The sequence below is a fragment of the Streptomyces sp. NBC_01334 genome (assembly GCF_035983595.1).
Classification (GTDB): domain Bacteria; phylum Actinomycetota; class Actinomycetes; order Streptomycetales; family Streptomycetaceae; genus Streptomyces; species Streptomyces coriariae.
Genome location: NZ_CP130718.1, coordinates 1,819,045 through 1,834,805, shown reverse-complemented (window position 1 = coordinate 1,834,805; position 15,761 = coordinate 1,819,045). Strand labels below are relative to the sequence as shown.

Genomic DNA, 15,761 nt, shown 5'->3' with positions numbered 1-15,761 from the left:
ACGATCCGGTAATTCGGTGCACGCGTGAACACAGGTGCGGTCGGGCTGCTGCGCTGTGAACGACCCGAACACCACCGAGAGCTCGGTCTCCGTACGAGGTTCAGTCACCCATCGAACTCGGTGAGGTCGATGGCGTGAATGTGCAACGCAAAGCGGTGCACCGGGTGCACCGTCTCGCGCTCCGGTGTCATGCCGAGCTTGCGGCTGATGTTCTCGGAGGCATCGTCACCGATCCGGTTGATGCTGATGACGCGGTCGAGGCCGCGATCCTGGAGGGCGAACTCCAGCGTCGCGTGGGCGGCCTCGGAGGCGTACCCCTGACCCCAGAACTGGGATCCGAACCGCCAGCTGATCGCCACGTCGGGCCGGACCTCAGGCAGGAACTCGGGCACGGACAGGCCCGTGAAGCCGGCCAGTTCGCCCGAGCCGAGCAGCTCCACGGCGAAGAGTCCGAAGCCCTCCTCGTCCCACTCCTCCTCCCACCGCTCGATGTCCTCCGCCGTCCGCTCGAGGTCGAGAACCGACCCGTCGTCGACCCAGCGCATGACGTGCGGATCCGCGTTGATCTCGGACATCGGCACGAGGTCGTCGTCGGTCCAGCGGCGGAGGAGGAGGCGGGGGGTGTGGATCTCGGTCATGGTGACCATCCTGCCCGTGGCGGGAGCCGCACCGGTAATCGGCGGTGACCGGCGCCCGGGAGAGCCGGTGACGTCGGCAGGTCGGTCCGGGCCCGGACCGGGCCCCGTACAGGCCCTGCCCCGGCCTCGTCCCGGCCCGTCCGGCCCCGTTCAGATCGTTGCCGGGTGCTCAGCGGTCGGGGTTCTTGGTCTCTCGGGTCTGTTGGGTCTGACGGCGAGAGATCTGTCCCCGCGCCGTGCGCCACCGTGACCGGGTCTGCTCGACCACGGTGTCCCACTGCCGGCGGACCTCGTGGTCGGAGGGGCGGTGACCCTGACGGATCCGGTCGAGTTCGTCTCGCACCTCGCGCCCCAGCGCCGACGATCCGACCATGACCAGCATGGCGGCGAAGAGCGCGGAGATCATCGCGAAGACCGCTCCCACCACGCCGTAGCGTGCGGCGTAGGAGTTGAACAGACGCGGCAGATAGACGGCCGCGCCGACCGAATAGGCCGCCGTCAGGACGGCGGCGGTGACGCCGAAGGGGACGAGGTCCCGCCAGTCGACCCGCTTCGCCGACAGGAGCCGTCCGCTCCAGACGAGGAACGCGGCGGTCACCGGCACCTCGCACACCGCGGCGACCAGTCCCAGTTCGCCTTTGCCGAGGAGCGCGGTGAGCGAGGCGGTGCACAGTGCGTAGCCGCCCAGGCCGAGGACCCACAACAGGCCGTTACGGGTGTTCCGCACGCTGAGCGGGCTGAGTTCCCATGTCTGTTCCACGAGGCGCTGTGCCGCCCGGGCGAAACTGAGGATCGAGATCGTCAGGAACACGGCTCCGAAGACGCCCACGCTCGCACTGCTGTCCTCCGCGGGGGAGAAGAGGGAACTGACAGCCGTCGCGCCCGCGCCGGTGAGGTGGTAGCGCTTGATGATCTGCTCCGCGGCGTCGTAGTGCACGAAGCTGTTCACCACGGTGCCGATGAGGATGGAGAGCGGGACCAGTGCGGTCAACGCGCTGGAAGCCAGGGCCATCGACCGGTCGAAGCCCACGATCTTCTGAAACCGGTTGATGACGCGCAACGCGAAGGCGGGACGCAGCCAGAACGTCAGCGTTCTGACGAGGCGCTCACGCTTGATCCTCGCCGTCCTGCCCTCCATGAAGATCGTGACCGGTGTGGCGACGCGAGCGTAACGGACAGTCGCGGGCCCGACACGGCCCGACACGGCCCGACACGGGACGGTACGGGGTGATACGGGAGAGCAGGGGAGGAAGGTCGGAAGGGGAGGGGAGTCCGGGGCTCAGGCCGCCTTGACGACCTCGCCTCGGATCGCGATGGCCCACTCCACGACCAGCAGCTCGTACTCCGCACGCTCCTGGGCGGAGAGCGAACCGCCCGCGCGCAGCCAAAGGGCCCTGATCCGCTCATTTAACTCGGCAGCGGACCGCACGGAACCAGAGGGCACAGAGTTGGGGGACATGAGCCAAGCCTAGGCGCAAGCACTGACACTGCGCTACCGGACGGCTACGCGCTCGGTTATGGGCTTGGTCACGGCTGATCGATCAACTCTGTTGGCTCTCCGGCTGGTTCGGGCGAGAAGGCCGATCCGTGCGGCGGCGCGCAGCCCCACGGGGGAGCGGAGCGGTACCGGTCAGCCCGCCGACTCCGCCGCGTGGGGGCTCAGCGAGCCCGTCGCGACCAGGGCGATGATCACGATGCCGAGTACGACGCGGTAGTAGACGAACGGCATGAAGGACTTGGTGCTGATGAACTTCATGAACCAGGCGATGACCGCGTATCCGGACGCGAAGGCGATCACCGTCGCGAACATGGTCGGCCCCCACGCCACGTGACCGCCCTCGACCGCGTCCTTCAACTCGAAGACGCCGGAGGCCAGTACGGCCGGGATGGCCAGCAGGAAGGAGTAGCGGGCCGCGGCTTCGCGCTTGTAGCCCATGAACAGGCCGCCGCTGATGGTGGCGCCGGAACGCGAGACGCCGGGGATCAGGGCGCAGGCCTGGCAGAGGCCGAAGATCAGGCCGTCCTTGACGCCCAGGTTCTCCAGGTTCTTGCGCTGCTTGGGCGCGCGGTGCTTCCCGCCCGTCTCGTCGCGGGCCGCCAGCCGGTCGGCGATGCCGATCACGATGCCGACGACGACGAGCATCGTGGCGGTGATCCGCAGGTCGCGGAACGGGCCCTCGATCTGGTCCTTGAGCGTGACGCCCAGCACACCGATCGGGATCGAGCCGACGATCACCAGCCAGCCCATCTGGGCGTCGTGGTCCTTGCGCAACGTCTTGTTGAACAGCGATCGGCTCCACGCCGAGATGATCCGGCCGATGTCCTTGCGGAAGTAGATCAGCACCGCGGCTTCCGTGCCGATCTGCGTGATCGCCGTGAAGGCGGCGCCGGGGTCCTTCCAGCCGGAGAACGCCGCGGTGAGCCGCAGGTGCGCGCTGGAGGAGACGGGGAGGAACTCGGTCAGCCCCTGGACGAGTCCGAGGATGAGGGATTCAAACCAAGACATGAGGTTACGGAGTCCAAGTGCCGATCGGAGAGGGCGACGGCGACGGTCGGCCCGTCGCGCGCGATGATCAGGTGATCAGGTGTGTGCCGGGGGAAGCGTAGCGTTCCCGGACGACAGGCCCGGCACAGGGGTTTCGCAGGCGCCACGCGGGCTCGCGCACCGACGGCACCCGTCCCCTCCCCGCGAGCAACAGAAAACCCTCACGCGACGCGCACGCGCCCGGCCCCGCAGTACCCGCCCACAGGCGGCTCACGTGCGGATCGGTACGCCGGACAGGTGTCCCCATGGTTGACCGGCCGCCCGGCCGCCGCATACGTTGCTGCCGATGGGAAAGCGCTTGCTGTGTGCAGGTACTGCACGCTTCCCCCTCGGTTGCTGGCCCGCCCGGCCGTTCGGCCGTACGTCGGAGGAGTGCTGATCCGCCCATGCCCCCATCCACTCCGCTGCCTGCCGCGCTCGCCGGCCGCCGTGTCCGGGCCGCCATCGTCGGTATCGGCGCGATCGGGCGCGGCTCCCATCTGCCCGCCCTCCAGCAGCTCGCCGCCGAGGGCGAGGCCGAGGTCGTGGCGGCCGTTGACATCGATGCCACCGCAGTCGAGGCCTTCTGCGCGGAGAGCGGGGTTCCGCACGCGTACACCGACCTGGAGCGGATGCTGGCGGAGCAGCGCCCCGACCTGGTGACCATCTGCACCCCGCCGACCCTGCACCGCGAGCAGAGCGTGGCGGCGCTGCGGGCCGGCGCCTGGGTGTGGTGCGAGAAGCCGCCGGTGCCGACCCTCGCCGACTACGACGCCGTGCAGGCGGAGGAGGGCGCGGCGGCGGGTCCGTACTCCTCGATCGTCTTCCAGCACCGTTTCGGATCCGGGGCCCGGCACGTGCGGCAGCTGCTCGCCGAGCAGGCCCTCGGGCGGCCGCTGGTCGCGCACTGCCAGACCACCTGGTACCGCGACACCGCCTACTACGCCGTGCCCTGGCGCGGGCGCTGGCGGACCGAGGGCGGCGGCCCGGCGATGGGCCACGGCATCCACCAGATGGACCTGCTGCTCGACCTCCTCGGCCCGTGGAGCGAGGTACGCGCGATGGCCGGCCGGCTCGTGCACGACGTGGAGACGGAGGACGTGTCCACCGCCCTGGTCCGCTTCGAGAACGGGGCCATGGCGACGGTCGTCAACAGCGTCCTGAGTCCCGACGAGGTCAGCCGTATCCGTATCGACTGCGAGCGCGCCACCGTCGAACTCACCCACCTCTACGGTCACTCCAACGCCAACTGGCACATCACGCCCGCCCCCGACGTCTCCGGCGACCTGACGGCGGCCTGGCAGGACTTCGGCGCCGACGTCCCGAGCTCGCACCTGGCGCAGCTGCGCGAACTGGTCGCGAGCATGCGCGCAGGCCGCCGGCCGCGCAGCAGCGGCGCGGACGGGCGCACCAGCCTGGAGCTGATCAGCGCGCTGTACAAGTCGGCCTTCACCGACACGACGGTGCGCCGGGGCGAGATCGGGCCGGGTGACCCGTACTACACGGCCCTGCACGGCGGCGCCCCCGGCTGGGCGCCGGCCACGGTCGCGACGGAGACGGAGACGGAGACGGGTACGGGGACGAACGCGAGCGCGGAGACGAACGCGGAGGTGCCCGCGTGAGCGGCGACCTGCGGCTCGTCCACGCGCACGGCGACCGGGTCACGGTGACCGATCCGGCCACCGGCGTCGAGTTGCTCGCCTACGTCTACCGGCCCGAGGCGGCGTGGGAGGCGCCGAGGCCGTACATCCACCCGCTGCGGACCCTCGCGGGTGACGTCGTCACCGACTACCGGCCCAACGACCACCGCTGGCACAAGGGGCTGTCGCTGACCGCCTCGCACCTCTCGGGTGCCAACCTCTGGGGCGGCAACTCGTACGTGCACGGCGAGGGGTATCTCGAGCTCCCCGAGCGGGTCGGTTCGATGGCGCACGTCGGATTCGACGAGGTGTCGGTGGTCGGCGGCCGGGTCGTCATCGCCGAGCGGCTGACCTGGCATCCGCACAGCGGCGAGCTGTGGGCGGACGAGGCGCGCCGGATCGAGGTGCACGACGTCGACCCGGACGCCGGTTCCTGGGCGCTGACCTGGACCAGCGCCGTCACCAACCGCAGGGACGAGCCGCTCCGCTTCGGCAGCCCGACCACCGCCGGGCGCGAACTGGCCGGATACACGGGCCTGTTCTGGCGGGGCCCGCGCGCCTTCCGTGACGGTCGGATCATCGGCCCGGACGGTGAGGGCCCCGGGCTGATGGCCTCGCAGAGCCCCTGGCTGGCCCTCTCCGGCGAGCACGACGGCGCCGACGGTCACGCCACCGTCGTCTTCGCGCACGCCCCCGAGAACGACCACTCCGGCGCCCGAGGGGCCCACCCCGCACACTGGTTCGTCCGCAACGAGCCCTTCGCGGGCATCGCACCGTCCTGGTCCTTCTTCGACGAGCTCGAGCTCGCCCCCGGCGACACGCTCACCCGCCGCTACCGCGTGGTGGTGGCCGACGGTGCCTGGGAGCGGGAGGAGATCGCCAAGTACCTGGAGGCACACCCGTGGTGAGCGGGTACGGGGGACTGCCCGGCGGGGTCGCCGTCTCGCACCTGCGCGTGTACGACTGGCCCGCCGCCGACGGTCTGCACGGCGGAACTCCGCATATGCACCTGACGTGTTCGGAGGGATACGTCGTCACCGGCGGGCGCGGCGCGGTGCAGACCCTGACGGCCTCCGGGTACGGGGTCACGCCGCTCGCACCCGGCACGGTCGCCTGGTTCACGCCGGGCACCGTCCACCGACTGGTCGACGAGGGCGACCTGCGCATCACCGTGCTGATGCAGAACAGCGGGCTGCCGGAGGCCGGCGACGCCGTGCTCACCCTGCCGCCGGAGTACCTCACCGACCCGGGGACGTACGCCGCCGCGACCGTGATCCCGGCCGACGCTCCCCGGGAGGAGCAGGCCCGCATCGCCCGCGCCCGGCGCGACCTCGCGCTGGAGGGCTACCGCGCGCTGCGCGAGGCGGCGGACGGTCCGGCCGCCCTGGCCGCCTTCCACCGGTCCGCCGCCGCGCTGGTGGAGCCCCGGCTCGCCGAGTGGCGTGAGCGCTGGCTCCGCGGTGCGCGGGCGGCCGCGCAGGCCACGGGCGAGCAGCTCGACCGGCTCTCGGACGGCGATGTGTCCTACCTGGCCGAGGCCGCCGTCCGGGCCGAACAGCCCTCTTCCCAGGGCAAGTTCGGGATGTGCGGGTGGCTGGACGTGTACGCGCTGCCATAGCCCCGGGTCATCAGCGCACAGGGGACCGGCTGGCGTAGTTTCCGTGGTCCTCCTGCGGCTTCCCCGCCGGAATGATCCAATCGAACGATGTCGAGAGCGGGGAGTGAGCGGGTGCGGATCAGAGTGACGGCAGCGGCCCTGTGCGCAGCGGTGCTGGTGGCCGGGTGCGGGGGCGGTGGCAGCGGCGATTCCGACGCGAAGGCCACGGATTCCGCGGCGGCACAAGGTTCTTCATCCGGATCCGGGTCCGGATCGGCGTCGGTCTCGGCTGCCGCGTCGCAGGCGCCCGCCGAACCGCTCGGCGAGGCTCAGCTGAAGTCCGCCGCGCTGGTCGGCGGGGACGTGGACGGTTACCAGATCACCGACTTCCCCGTGAAGCCCGACGGCGATTCCACCGCCCGGCCCGCGGACTGCCAGCCGCTGGAGAACATGCGCACCGCCTCGCCCGACCCGGGCCCCAAGGCGTTCGTCGGCCTCCTCGCCTTCGGAGGAGCCGGCCCCACCGCGGGTTCCGCCACCACCATCGGCCTCATGGCCTACGACCAGTCCGACGCGGAGGGCATCCTCGACGGCCTCCGTACCGCCCTGAAGAACTGCACCGCCTACGAGGGGGGCGTGCCCGCGCGTACCACCGCCAAGGCGGCCACCGCCCCCGACGCGGGCGACGAGGCCGTCGCCTTCGGCCTGGAGACCCGGGGGGACAGCGCGGACGCGTTCGTGGTCGTGCGCAGCGGCGCCACGGTGGTGCTGTTCTACACCGCCGCCGGCACCGGCTCCGCGGCGGAGGTGCCGGCCGAACTGGTCACCGCGCAGATCCGGAAGCTGGGTGCCTGAGGGCCCTCCCGTGACCGGTGTCCGCGGGTGCGTTCGCGCTCCGGATCGGTGATCCGTGCTCTCAGCGGGCAGGACGGGTCACCGCGCGCCACGGTGACCTCGACCCGCCGCGGGGCCCGGCTTCCCGCTTCCGGCGTCACCGGCACGGCCCGCGAGCACGGTGCCCTCAGCTCCCCTTCGTCGTCAGCGCGGTGCGGCTTCAGGCGGCCGACGGGCCCGCCACCGTCCAGCCCGGAGCCTGCGGGTGGGCGCTCACGTCCTCGTGGCGGACCTGGTCGCCGCAGGCCGCGCAGGTGACCACGGGGGCCAGCTCGTTGCCGCAGACGTGCGTGAGCACCATGGGGCGGTCGTCGTCCTCGCGGAGATGGCGGTCGCCCCATGCCATGAGGGTCATCAGCACCGGCTCCAGTTCGAGCCCCGCCTGCGTGGGCCGGTACTCGAAGCGCTGCGGCCGCTCGCTGTAGGCACGCCTGGTCAGGATCCCGGCGTCGACGAGGCGGCGCAGCCGGGTGGCCAGGATGTCGCGCGGGGCGCCGATGTTGCGCACCAGCTGGTCGAAGCGGGCGTTGCCCAGGCACACCTCCCGCAGGACGAGCAGGGAGTACTTCTCGCCGACGAGGGCGAGGGCGTCGGCGATCGAGCAGGGGCGCGGGTTCTTGGAGGCGGCCATGACGGCCAGTCTAGGGGAGGGTTGGAAAAACAAATCGATGTCGGTTGGATTTTCCAACCCTCAGGTTTATGGTGAGTTCAGATTTCCTACTCACCGGTAGTTTCCCTGCTCGTGTGCTCGTCATGGAGGCATCGCACATGCGTGACGCAGTCATCGTCGAAGCCGTACGCACCCCGATCGGCAAGGGCAAGCCGAACGGCTCCCTCGCCCACGTCCACCCCGTCGAACTCCTCGCCCACACCCTGCGCACCCTCGTCGACCGCTCCGGCGTCGATCCCGCGCTGATCGACGACGTGATCGGCGGCACCGTCGACCAGGTCGGCGAGCAGGCCATGAACACCACCCGCTACGCGCTGCTCTCGGCCGGCTTCCCGGAGACGGTCCCCGCGACCACCGTCGACCGGCAGTGCGGCTCCTCCCAGCAGGCCGTGCACTTCGCGGCCCAGGGCGTCATCTCCGGCGCCTACGACCTCGTCGTCGCCTGCGGTGTCGAGTCGATGAGCCGGGTGCCGATGTGGTCCAACGTGCCGCCGGGCAAGGACCCTTTCGGCCCCGGCGTCGCAGCGCGCTACCCGGAGGGCCTCGTCCCGCAGGGCATCAGCTCCGAGCTCATCGCCGCCAAGTGGTCGATCACGCGGGAGCAGATGGACGGCTTCGCCGTCTCCTCGCACCGCAAGGCCGCCGAGGCCTGGGCACAGGGGCTCTTCGACGCCGAGGTCGCGCCTCTGGACGGCGTCTCGCGCGACGAGTGCGTACGGCCCGGGAGCACCCCCGAGATCCTCGCCGGCCTCAAACCCGCCTACTACGACCCGGCCTTCGCCGAGCGCTTCCCGCAGATCGAGTGGAACGTCACCGCGGGCAACGCGAGCCCGGTCAACGACGGCGCCTCGGCCGTGCTGATCACCTCCGGCGAGACCGCCGCCCGCCTCGGCCTGCGCCCGCTCGCCCGGCTGCACAGCTTCGCGGTCACCGGCTCGGATCCGCTGCTGATGCTGACCGGCGTGATCCCGGCGACCGAGAAGGTGCTGCGCAGGGCCGGGCTACGGCTCGACGACATCGACCTCTTCGAGGTCAACGAGGCGTTCTCCAGCGTGGTCCTGGCCTGGCGGCAGGAGACCGGCGCGGACCTCGACAAGGTCAATGTGCACGGCGGCGCGATCGCGCTCGGACACCCGCTCGGCGCGAGCGGCACCCGGCTGACGACGACGCTCGTCCACGCGATGCGGGAACGCGGCGCCCGCTACGCCCTGCAGACGATGTGTGAGGCGGGCGGGCTCGCCAACGCGATGGTGCTGGAATCCGTGTAGCCGGCCGACGGGCAGGGGCCGCGAAGCCGGGGGCGGCGGGCGCCTACGGGCGGCGCAGGTGGTGGCGCTTGCGCCAGGCCACCACCGCGCCGACCAGCGCCGGCAGGGTGATGCAGGCCATGGCGATCAGGAAGGCCGGGGAGGTCGGGGAGGAGGCACGGGCCCCGGCGACGACGTAGGCGGCGGTGTTCGGGATCGAGCCCAGCGCGGTCGCCACCAGGAAGGACAGCCAGCCCATGCGGGAGACGGCGGCGCAGTAGTTCGCGGCCCAGAACGGCACCCCCGGGAACAGCCGGGCCGCCAGCATCGAGCGCATGCCGTGCCGGCTCAGCTGACCGTCCGCCGCCTTGAGCAGCCGTCCGCGCAGCAGCGGCCGTAGCGCGTCCTGCCCGAGCACCCGGCCGAGCCCGAAGGCGATCCCGGCTCCCAGTACCGTGCCCGCCAGCGCCGCGGCGACGCCCCACTGCGAACCGAAGAGGGCGCCCGCGGCCAGGTTCAGCAGCGGTCGGGGCACGAACGCCACCGTGCACAGTCCGTACGCCACCGCGAAGACCGCGGCCGCCGTGACACCGCCCAACTGGGGTGGCCAGCCGTCCGCGAGGAGCTTCTGCGGCTCGAAGAGCAGCACGCTCGACGCGGCCGCCGCCAGCAGCGTGACCAGCAGCGCGAAACGGGACCAGGGCGAGCGCAGCACTCTCGCGCAGCGCGCGGCGAGGCCGCCGGGTGCGTCGACCGTCGGAGCGACGGACGCGATGACGGGCACGGGAGCGAGCGTGGGGACGACGAGCTCCGTGACGGTGGCCCGGGGAGTGGCCGTGGCGGTGCCCCCAGAGCGGGTGGTGGCATCGAGCATCCCGCGACACTAACCGACGGACATGTGTGATCGCCGTATGGTTCGTCTCATGACGGTCACAGGTGCGGTCGCGATCGGCGTGCCGGACAGCGTTCTCGCCGACATCGTGCTGGAGCGGCTGACGACCGTGTACGGCGCCGCGGCCGACCCGGGCCGGGCGGCGGCCATGCGCGCGTACATGAAGGACGTGGCCCCCTTCCTCGGCCACCCCACCCCCGCCCGCCGGGCCCTGTCCCGCACCGTCCTGGCGGGCACGCCCCGCCCCGACGAGGCCGACTGCACGGCGATCGCGCTGCGCTGCTGGGCGCTGCCGCAGCGCGAGTACCACTACTTCGCCGTCGACTACCTGCGCCGGCACGCGCCACGCCTGTCGTCGGCTTTCCTGCCCGTGGCACGCCGGCTGGTGACCACGACGTCCTGGTGGGACACGGTCGACCTGCTCGCCGCCCACGTGGTCGGCACGCTCGTCGCGGCCGACCCCCGGCTCGGCGCCGACATGGACCTCTGGATCGCCGACGAGGACCTGTGGGTCGCCCGTACCGCCCTGCTCCACCAGCTCCGCTACAAGGAACGCACCGACACCGACCGTCTCTTCGCCCACTGTCTGCGCCGGTCCGCCCACCCGGACTTCTTCATCCGCAAGGCCATCGGCTGGGCCCTGCGCGAGTACGCCAAGACCGACCCGGCGGCCGTCCGCGCCTTCGTCACCCGCGAACGGGAACGCCTCGCGCCGCTGACGGTGCGTGAGGCGCTGAAGAACATCGGGGACACCGCCTAGCGGTTCACGCCGGCCGCAGGCGGGGCGCCTCGTCGTCCGGGGTGTCCGGGCTCGCGAAGTGGAAGGGCACCGACAGGCGCGCGGCCAGGGCCCTGCCCACCTTGTCGGCGACGGCCGCGCAGGGGTGGTGCAGCGCGGGATCCGTATCGTCGAGGTGCCGTTCCGCCGTGCGCCGGTAGACGGTGGCCAGCGCCTGCTCGCCCTCGGGGTCGGCGGTGACGGCGTACAGGATCACGAACCAGTCGTGGACCGTGTCCCCGTCCCAGACGACCTCGATCGCCACGACCCGCCCCGGCGCACCGGCCGCGCGGGCGCCGAGCGAATCCAGGTCCAGTGGATCGTCGGGGGTGCGGGCGATCCGGTCACCGTGGTGCAGATAGCGCTCGTGGACGACGAGTTGTGCCTCGTGGAGGCCGACGCCGCGAGCCCGTCCGGCCACCCAGACGGTGCGGATCGCCGACATCAGGGCGTCCTGGAGGACGTACCCGTCGACCTGCTCGCGGACCCCCTCCGGCAGCAGCTCCCACCACCGCTCCCACGACTCCGTCGTGCCGATGTCGTTCATCAGGACCGTAACCCTCCCCATCCGGCGAAAACCATTCGACGCCGAACGAACCGTCGGCGATGATCGGCACCATGTTCCGGTACGCCTTCCTCCTCGCAGCATCCGCGGTCGCGGATACGCCGAAGGCTGCCGTTCCACTCCTCATGGCCGCTGTCGACGGCGCCCGAAGCTGACCCTCTCCGGATTGTCCGGCGGACCCCGCAGGGGGAGGGTCGGTCAGTTCGCCGGGGTCCCCACTTCCTACGGACACGCTTCGAGGTACAGCCATGCCCAAGACCGCTTACGTGCGGACCAAACCACACCTCAACATCGGCACCATGGGACACGTGGACCACGGCAAGACCACCCTGACCGCCGCCATCACCAAGGTCCTCGCCGACCGCGGCACCGGCGCCTTCGTTCCGTTCGACCGTATCGACCGGGCCCCGGAGGAGGCCGCGCGCGGTATCACCATCAACATCGCGCACGTCGAGTACGAGACCGACACCCGTCACTACGCGCACGTGGACATGCCGGGCCACGCCGACTACGTCAAGAACATGGTCACCGGGGCCGCGCAGCTCGACGGGGCGATCCTCGTCGTCTCCGCGCTCGACGGGATCATGCCGCAGACCGCCGAACACGTCCTGCTCGCCCGCCAGGTGGGCGTCGACCACATCGTGGTCGCGCTCAACAAGGCCGACGCCGTCGTCGACGGGGACGACACCGAGTTGATCGACCTGGTCGAACTGGAGGTCCGCGACCTGCTCACCGAGCACGGCTACGGCGGTGACTCAGCGCCCGTCGTCAGGGTGTCGGGGCTGCGGGCCCTGGCCGGCGACCCCCGCTGGACGGCGTCGATCGACGCGCTGCTCGACGCGGTGGACACCTATGTGCCCATGCCCGAGCGGTATCTGGACGCGCCGTTCCTGCTGCCCGTGGAGAACGTGCTCACCATCACCGGCCGGGGGACGGTCGTCACCGGCGCCGTGGAGCGCGGGACGCTCCGCCTGGGGGACCAGGTGCAGGTGCTCGGCGCCGGTGTCGAGACCGTGGTGACGGGCATCGAGACCTTCGGGAAGCCGATGGAGGAGGCGCAGGCCGGGGACAACGTGGCGCTGCTGCTGCGCGGCGTGCCCCGGGACGCCGTCCGGCGGGGTCATGTGGCGGTGGCGCCGGGGAGCGTGGTGCCCAGCCGGCGGTTCACGGCGCAGGTGTACGTCCTGTCCGGGCGGGAGGGGGGCCGCACCACGCCCGTCTCGACCGGCTACCGGCCGCAGTTCTACATCCGTACGGCGGACGTCGTCGGGGACGTGGACCTGGGCGAGATCCCGGTCGCGCGGCCCGGGGACACGGTCGGCATGACCGTCGAACTGGGACGTGAGGTTCCGCTGGAGCCCGGTCTCGGCTTCGCCATCCGCGAGGGCGGGCGGACCGTGGGGGCGGGAACCGTGACAGCCGTGCTGTGAGGGCGGCCGGTGTCCGTGGCCGACGTGCGCGGGGGCCTGCGGGCCGTGCTCCTTCGGGGGCGTGGCCCGCAGGCACAATGGGACGGTGAACGACGAGCCCATACCCGTCTCCCGCGCCGTCGACCACGGCACCGCCAAGCTGATGCCCGACGTGGACCGGGAGCGGGCCTGGCTGCTGACCGTCGACGGGGCGCCGCAGTCGTACGTCGACCTGGACGAGCCGACGTACCTGGAGTTCGAGTACGCGCGCCGCCTCGGGCACGTCCTGGACACCGTCGCCGAGGCGGGACGGCCCCTGGACGTCCTGCATCTCGGCGGCGGCGCGCTCACCCTGCCCCGGTATCTGGCCGCGACCCGGCCGGGTTCCCGGCAGGACGTCGTCGAGTTCGACCGCGGGCTGCTGGAGCTGATCGCCGCGCACCTGCCGGTCCCGGCCGGAGCCGGCATCGCGCTGCACGCGGCCGACGCGCGGGAGTGGCTGGAAGCGGCCCCGGACGGCTCCGCCGACGCGCTCGTCGCCGATGTCTTCGGCGGCTCCCGCGTCCCCGCCCATCTGACGTCCCTGACCTACGCCCAGGAGGCCGGACGGGTCCTGCGCCGCGACGGCGTCTATCTGGCGAACCTCGCCGACGCGGCGCCGTTCGGCTTCCTGCGGTCCCAGCTCGCCAACTTCGCCGCGGTGTTCGAGGAACTCGCCCTCATCGCCGAGCCCGCCGTACTGCGCGGCCGCCGGTTCGGCAACGCGGTGCTCGTCGCCGCGCACCGTCCGCTCGACGTGACCACCCTGGCCCGCCGCACCGCCGCCGACGCCTTCCCGGCCCGGGTCGAGCACGGCCCCGGACTGCGCCGCTTCATAGGCGACGCCCGCCCGGTACGAGACGAGGACGCCGTACCGTCCCCGGAACCTCCCGAGGGCGCGTTCGGCATCGGCTGAGCGGCGTCGGCTGAGCGGCGGGTACCGCCGCAGCGCCGCGGGCGCCCCGCGGGGAACCGCCGGACCGGTCACCGGCCGGCCGTCCTCGCGGGGGTTCCGCGGTGTGTGACCGGTGACCCGGTGAGCGCCGGTGGCCGGTGGCGGCTAGTTCTGCGTCGGTGTCCCGTTCAGCCGTACGGTGCTGAGGATCTGCATGATCGTGGCCTTCGGGAGTTCGTCCTTCACGCCCTTGGCCCCGTACAGGTTCCACGACACGTAGTCGCCGTTGGAGTTCTTGAAGCCGAACGTGATCGCCTTGCCGTCGCTGTCGCACTTGCCCTTCTGGGGCGTGTTCGTCGACTGGGCCCAGGCGTAACTGCCCACGATGCCGGAGGCGGTCGTGAAGGCGGTGGCCTTCTTCTCGAAGGTCAGGCTCTTCTTGTCCGGCTCGGTGTAGCCGCCGAAGACCCACCAGGCGGGCGTGTTGATGGCGATCTCGTCGGTGCTCTTCGCGCCTTCGGCGCCTTTGCTGCCGACCACGGCCAGCGCGGTGTCCTCGGTCTTGCCGTCCTTGTCGGAGTCCGTGGAGCACCACTTCGACTTGAACTCGGCCGTACCCCCCTGGAGGATCTGGTCGTAGCCGTCGGACTGCTCCTTGTCCTCCCACTCGAAGCCCTGGCTGAGCCCCGGCGACTGGACCTCCCAGTCCGCCGGCACGTCGAAGGCGATGCCCCACTTGGGGTTCACCACGACCTTCCAGCCGGCGACGGTCGCCTTCGCGGTCTCGTTGCTGCGCGGGTTGTCGTCGGTGCCGGTCGAGGAGGAGCCGGAAGGCGAGGCGGAACCGGACGTGGAGACCGTGGGGCTCGCACTGCCCTTGCCCGCGTCGACCTTGTCGTCGTCGCCCAGCACCAGGAACCCGGTGACACCGGCGGCCACGACGACGGCCATGGCCGCGACGATCGCGATCAGCTTCGTCCGGTTGCCACCGCCTGAGCCGTTTGCGCCGGGCGGCGGCGTGGGCGCGCCCGCGGGCGACGGGGCGCCCCACTGCGGTTGCTGGGCGTAGGGGTTGGGCTGCTGGTCGGGCTGTTGCTGGTAGCCGGGCTGCTGATACGGATTCGGCTGCTGGTATCCGGGCTGCTGGTACGGGTTGTTCTGCGCCTGCGGGTTCTGCTCTCCCCCGGGCGGCTGCTGTCCTGGCCACATGGCCAGAAACCCTAGTGCCGTCCGGGACACGATTCGGTCACCGCCCCTTGTCAGGGACGTACCGAATCGGGACGCGGAGGGCCGGCACACGAGAACTCTGTCCCCGAACTTCCGGATTGCGGCTTCCGGGACCCCCTCGGCGACCGCCCTGGACACCGGAGGGCCGCGAGGGCGTACGGCGATCGGCACACCGGTCTGGCCAGCTGAAGCTACTCACAGGTAACATCGTGGTCATGAGCGCAGACCAGATGTCCATCGGCGAGATGCTCGCCGCCACGGTGCCCATGGCGCGGACCCTGAACCTCGAGTTCCTCGAGGCCGGTCCGGAGAAGGCCGTGGTCGCCCTGCCCGACCAGGGCGAGTTCCACAACCACGTGGGCGGGCCGCACGCCGGGGCGATGTTCACGCTCGGCGAGTCCGCCAGCGGCGCGATCGTCCTCGCCGCTTTCGGCGACCAGCTCTCCCGCGCGGTACCGCTCGCCGTCGGCGCCGAGATCGCCTACCGCAAGCTGGCCATGGGAGCGGTCACCGCCACCGCCACGCTGGGCCGCCCGGCCGCCGAGGTCGTCGCGCAGCTCGACGCGGGGGAGCGGCCCGAGTTCCCGGTCGCGATCGAGATCCGCCGCGCCGACGGGGCGGTGACCGGCGAGATGACGGTGACCTGGACCCTGCGTCCCAACAGCTGATCGGCCGAGCGCGCGAGCGGCGTCCTGCGAGGGTGACGGCCCCGGTCACGGCGACATCGGGGCCCGGTGGGGCACTTC

General features: G+C 71.7%; 17 protein-coding genes. 9 read left to right on the top strand and 8 right to left on the bottom strand.

Features of this window, described 5'->3' with window-relative positions; all coding sequences use genetic code 11:
- Nucleotides 1–104 precede the first annotated feature (104 nt).
- The 4 genes from OG736_RS08310 to OG736_RS08295 form a co-directional block, all read right to left on the bottom strand.
- Nucleotides 105–638: a GNAT family N-acetyltransferase gene (locus tag OG736_RS08310; RefSeq protein WP_327181875.1), complete on the bottom strand. Its 534-nt coding sequence runs from the start codon at nucleotides 636–638 to the stop codon at nucleotides 105–107.
- A gap of 169 nt (nucleotides 639–807) precedes the next feature.
- On the bottom strand, nucleotides 808–1,776 hold the full coding sequence (locus OG736_RS08305) for a YhjD/YihY/BrkB family envelope integrity protein (RefSeq protein WP_327181874.1): 969 nt from the start codon (nucleotides 1,774–1,776) through the stop codon (nucleotides 808–810).
- A 141-nt stretch (nucleotides 1,777–1,917) separates the two neighbouring features.
- The gene (locus tag OG736_RS08300; RefSeq protein ID WP_142269239.1) at nucleotides 1,918–2,097 is read right to left on the bottom strand and encodes a hypothetical protein; all 180 of its coding nucleotides are present in this window, start codon (nucleotides 2,095–2,097) and stop codon (nucleotides 1,918–1,920) included.
- Between the two features lie 171 nt (nucleotides 2,098–2,268).
- Complete coding sequence (locus tag OG736_RS08295; protein ID WP_171395963.1) at nucleotides 2,269–3,144, bottom strand: undecaprenyl-diphosphate phosphatase; 876 nt, start codon at nucleotides 3,142–3,144, stop codon at nucleotides 2,269–2,271.
- Nucleotides 3,145–3,569: 425 nt separating this feature from the next.
- Here OG736_RS08295 and OG736_RS08290 point away from each other — a divergent pair, with 425 nt between their 5' ends.
- From OG736_RS08290 to OG736_RS08275, 4 genes are all read left to right on the top strand, one after another.
- Nucleotides 3,570–4,784, top strand: coding sequence for a Gfo/Idh/MocA family protein (locus OG736_RS08290; protein WP_327181873.1), 1,215 nt, complete (start codon nucleotides 3,570–3,572; stop codon nucleotides 4,782–4,784).
- Entirely contained in the window at nucleotides 4,781–5,710 is a 930-nt protein-coding gene (locus tag OG736_RS08285; protein WP_327181872.1) for a DUF6807 domain-containing protein, read from the top strand. The genes OG736_RS08290 and OG736_RS08285 overlap by 4 nt, the downstream gene beginning before the upstream one ends.
- Nucleotides 5,704–6,420 carry a cupin domain-containing protein gene (locus tag OG736_RS08280; RefSeq protein ID WP_327181871.1) on the top strand — a complete coding sequence of 239 codons (717 nt, stop codon included), beginning with the start codon at nucleotides 5,704–5,706 and terminating at the stop codon, nucleotides 6,418–6,420. The genes OG736_RS08285 and OG736_RS08280 overlap by 7 nt, the downstream gene beginning before the upstream one ends.
- Before the next feature lie 111 nt (nucleotides 6,421–6,531).
- A complete protein-coding gene (locus tag OG736_RS08275) occupies nucleotides 6,532–7,254 on the top strand; it encodes a hypothetical protein (RefSeq protein WP_327181870.1) in 723 nt (240 codons plus the stop codon).
- A gap of 199 nt (nucleotides 7,255–7,453) precedes the next feature.
- On the opposite strand, the gene OG736_RS08270 is transcribed toward OG736_RS08275, so the two are convergent.
- Nucleotides 7,454–7,924, bottom strand: coding sequence for a winged helix-turn-helix transcriptional regulator (locus OG736_RS08270; RefSeq protein WP_327181869.1), 471 nt, complete (start codon nucleotides 7,922–7,924; stop codon nucleotides 7,454–7,456).
- Between the two features lie 137 nt (nucleotides 7,925–8,061).
- Between OG736_RS08270 and OG736_RS08265 the strand changes: the two genes are divergently transcribed.
- Nucleotides 8,062–9,231, top strand: coding sequence for a thiolase family protein (locus tag OG736_RS08265; RefSeq protein ID WP_327181868.1), 1,170 nt, complete (start codon nucleotides 8,062–8,064; stop codon nucleotides 9,229–9,231).
- 43 nt (nucleotides 9,232–9,274) lie between these two features.
- On the opposite strand, the gene OG736_RS08260 is transcribed toward OG736_RS08265, so the two are convergent.
- The gene (locus tag OG736_RS08260; protein WP_327181867.1) at nucleotides 9,275–10,084 is read right to left on the bottom strand and encodes a TVP38/TMEM64 family protein; all 810 of its coding nucleotides are present in this window, start codon (nucleotides 10,082–10,084) and stop codon (nucleotides 9,275–9,277) included.
- Between the two features lie 49 nt (nucleotides 10,085–10,133).
- On the opposite strand from OG736_RS08260, the gene OG736_RS08255 reads away from it, so the two are divergent.
- Complete coding sequence (locus OG736_RS08255; RefSeq protein ID WP_327181866.1) at nucleotides 10,134–10,862, top strand: DNA alkylation repair protein; 729 nt, start codon at nucleotides 10,134–10,136, stop codon at nucleotides 10,860–10,862.
- Between the two features lie 4 nt (nucleotides 10,863–10,866).
- On the opposite strand, the gene OG736_RS08250 is transcribed toward OG736_RS08255, so the two are convergent.
- Nucleotides 10,867–11,427: a hypothetical protein gene (locus tag OG736_RS08250; protein WP_327181865.1), complete on the bottom strand. Its 561-nt coding sequence runs from the start codon at nucleotides 11,425–11,427 to the stop codon at nucleotides 10,867–10,869.
- Nucleotides 11,428–11,693: 266 nt separating this feature from the next.
- On the opposite strand from OG736_RS08250, the gene tuf reads away from it, so the two are divergent.
- Together tuf and OG736_RS08240 are read left to right on the top strand one after the other, a co-directional pair.
- Nucleotides 11,694–12,875 (top strand): elongation factor Tu, encoded by a 1,182-nt coding sequence (tuf, locus tag OG736_RS08245; RefSeq protein WP_327181864.1) that lies wholly within the window; start codon nucleotides 11,694–11,696, stop codon nucleotides 12,873–12,875.
- A gap of 142 nt (nucleotides 12,876–13,017) precedes the next feature.
- On the top strand, nucleotides 13,018–13,809 hold the full coding sequence (locus OG736_RS08240; RefSeq protein ID WP_327187555.1) for a spermidine synthase: 792 nt from the start codon (nucleotides 13,018–13,020) through the stop codon (nucleotides 13,807–13,809).
- Between the two features lie 144 nt (nucleotides 13,810–13,953).
- On the opposite strand, the gene OG736_RS08235 is transcribed toward OG736_RS08240, so the two are convergent.
- Nucleotides 13,954–14,997 carry a DUF8017 domain-containing protein gene (locus OG736_RS08235; protein ID WP_327181863.1) on the bottom strand — a complete coding sequence of 348 codons (1,044 nt, stop codon included), beginning with the start codon at nucleotides 14,995–14,997 and terminating at the stop codon, nucleotides 13,954–13,956.
- 248 nt (nucleotides 14,998–15,245) lie between these two features.
- On the opposite strand from OG736_RS08235, the gene OG736_RS08230 reads away from it, so the two are divergent.
- The gene (locus tag OG736_RS08230) at nucleotides 15,246–15,683 is read left to right on the top strand and encodes a DUF4442 domain-containing protein (RefSeq protein WP_327187554.1); all 438 of its coding nucleotides are present in this window, start codon (nucleotides 15,246–15,248) and stop codon (nucleotides 15,681–15,683) included.
- Nucleotides 15,684–15,761: the final 78 nt, after the last annotated feature.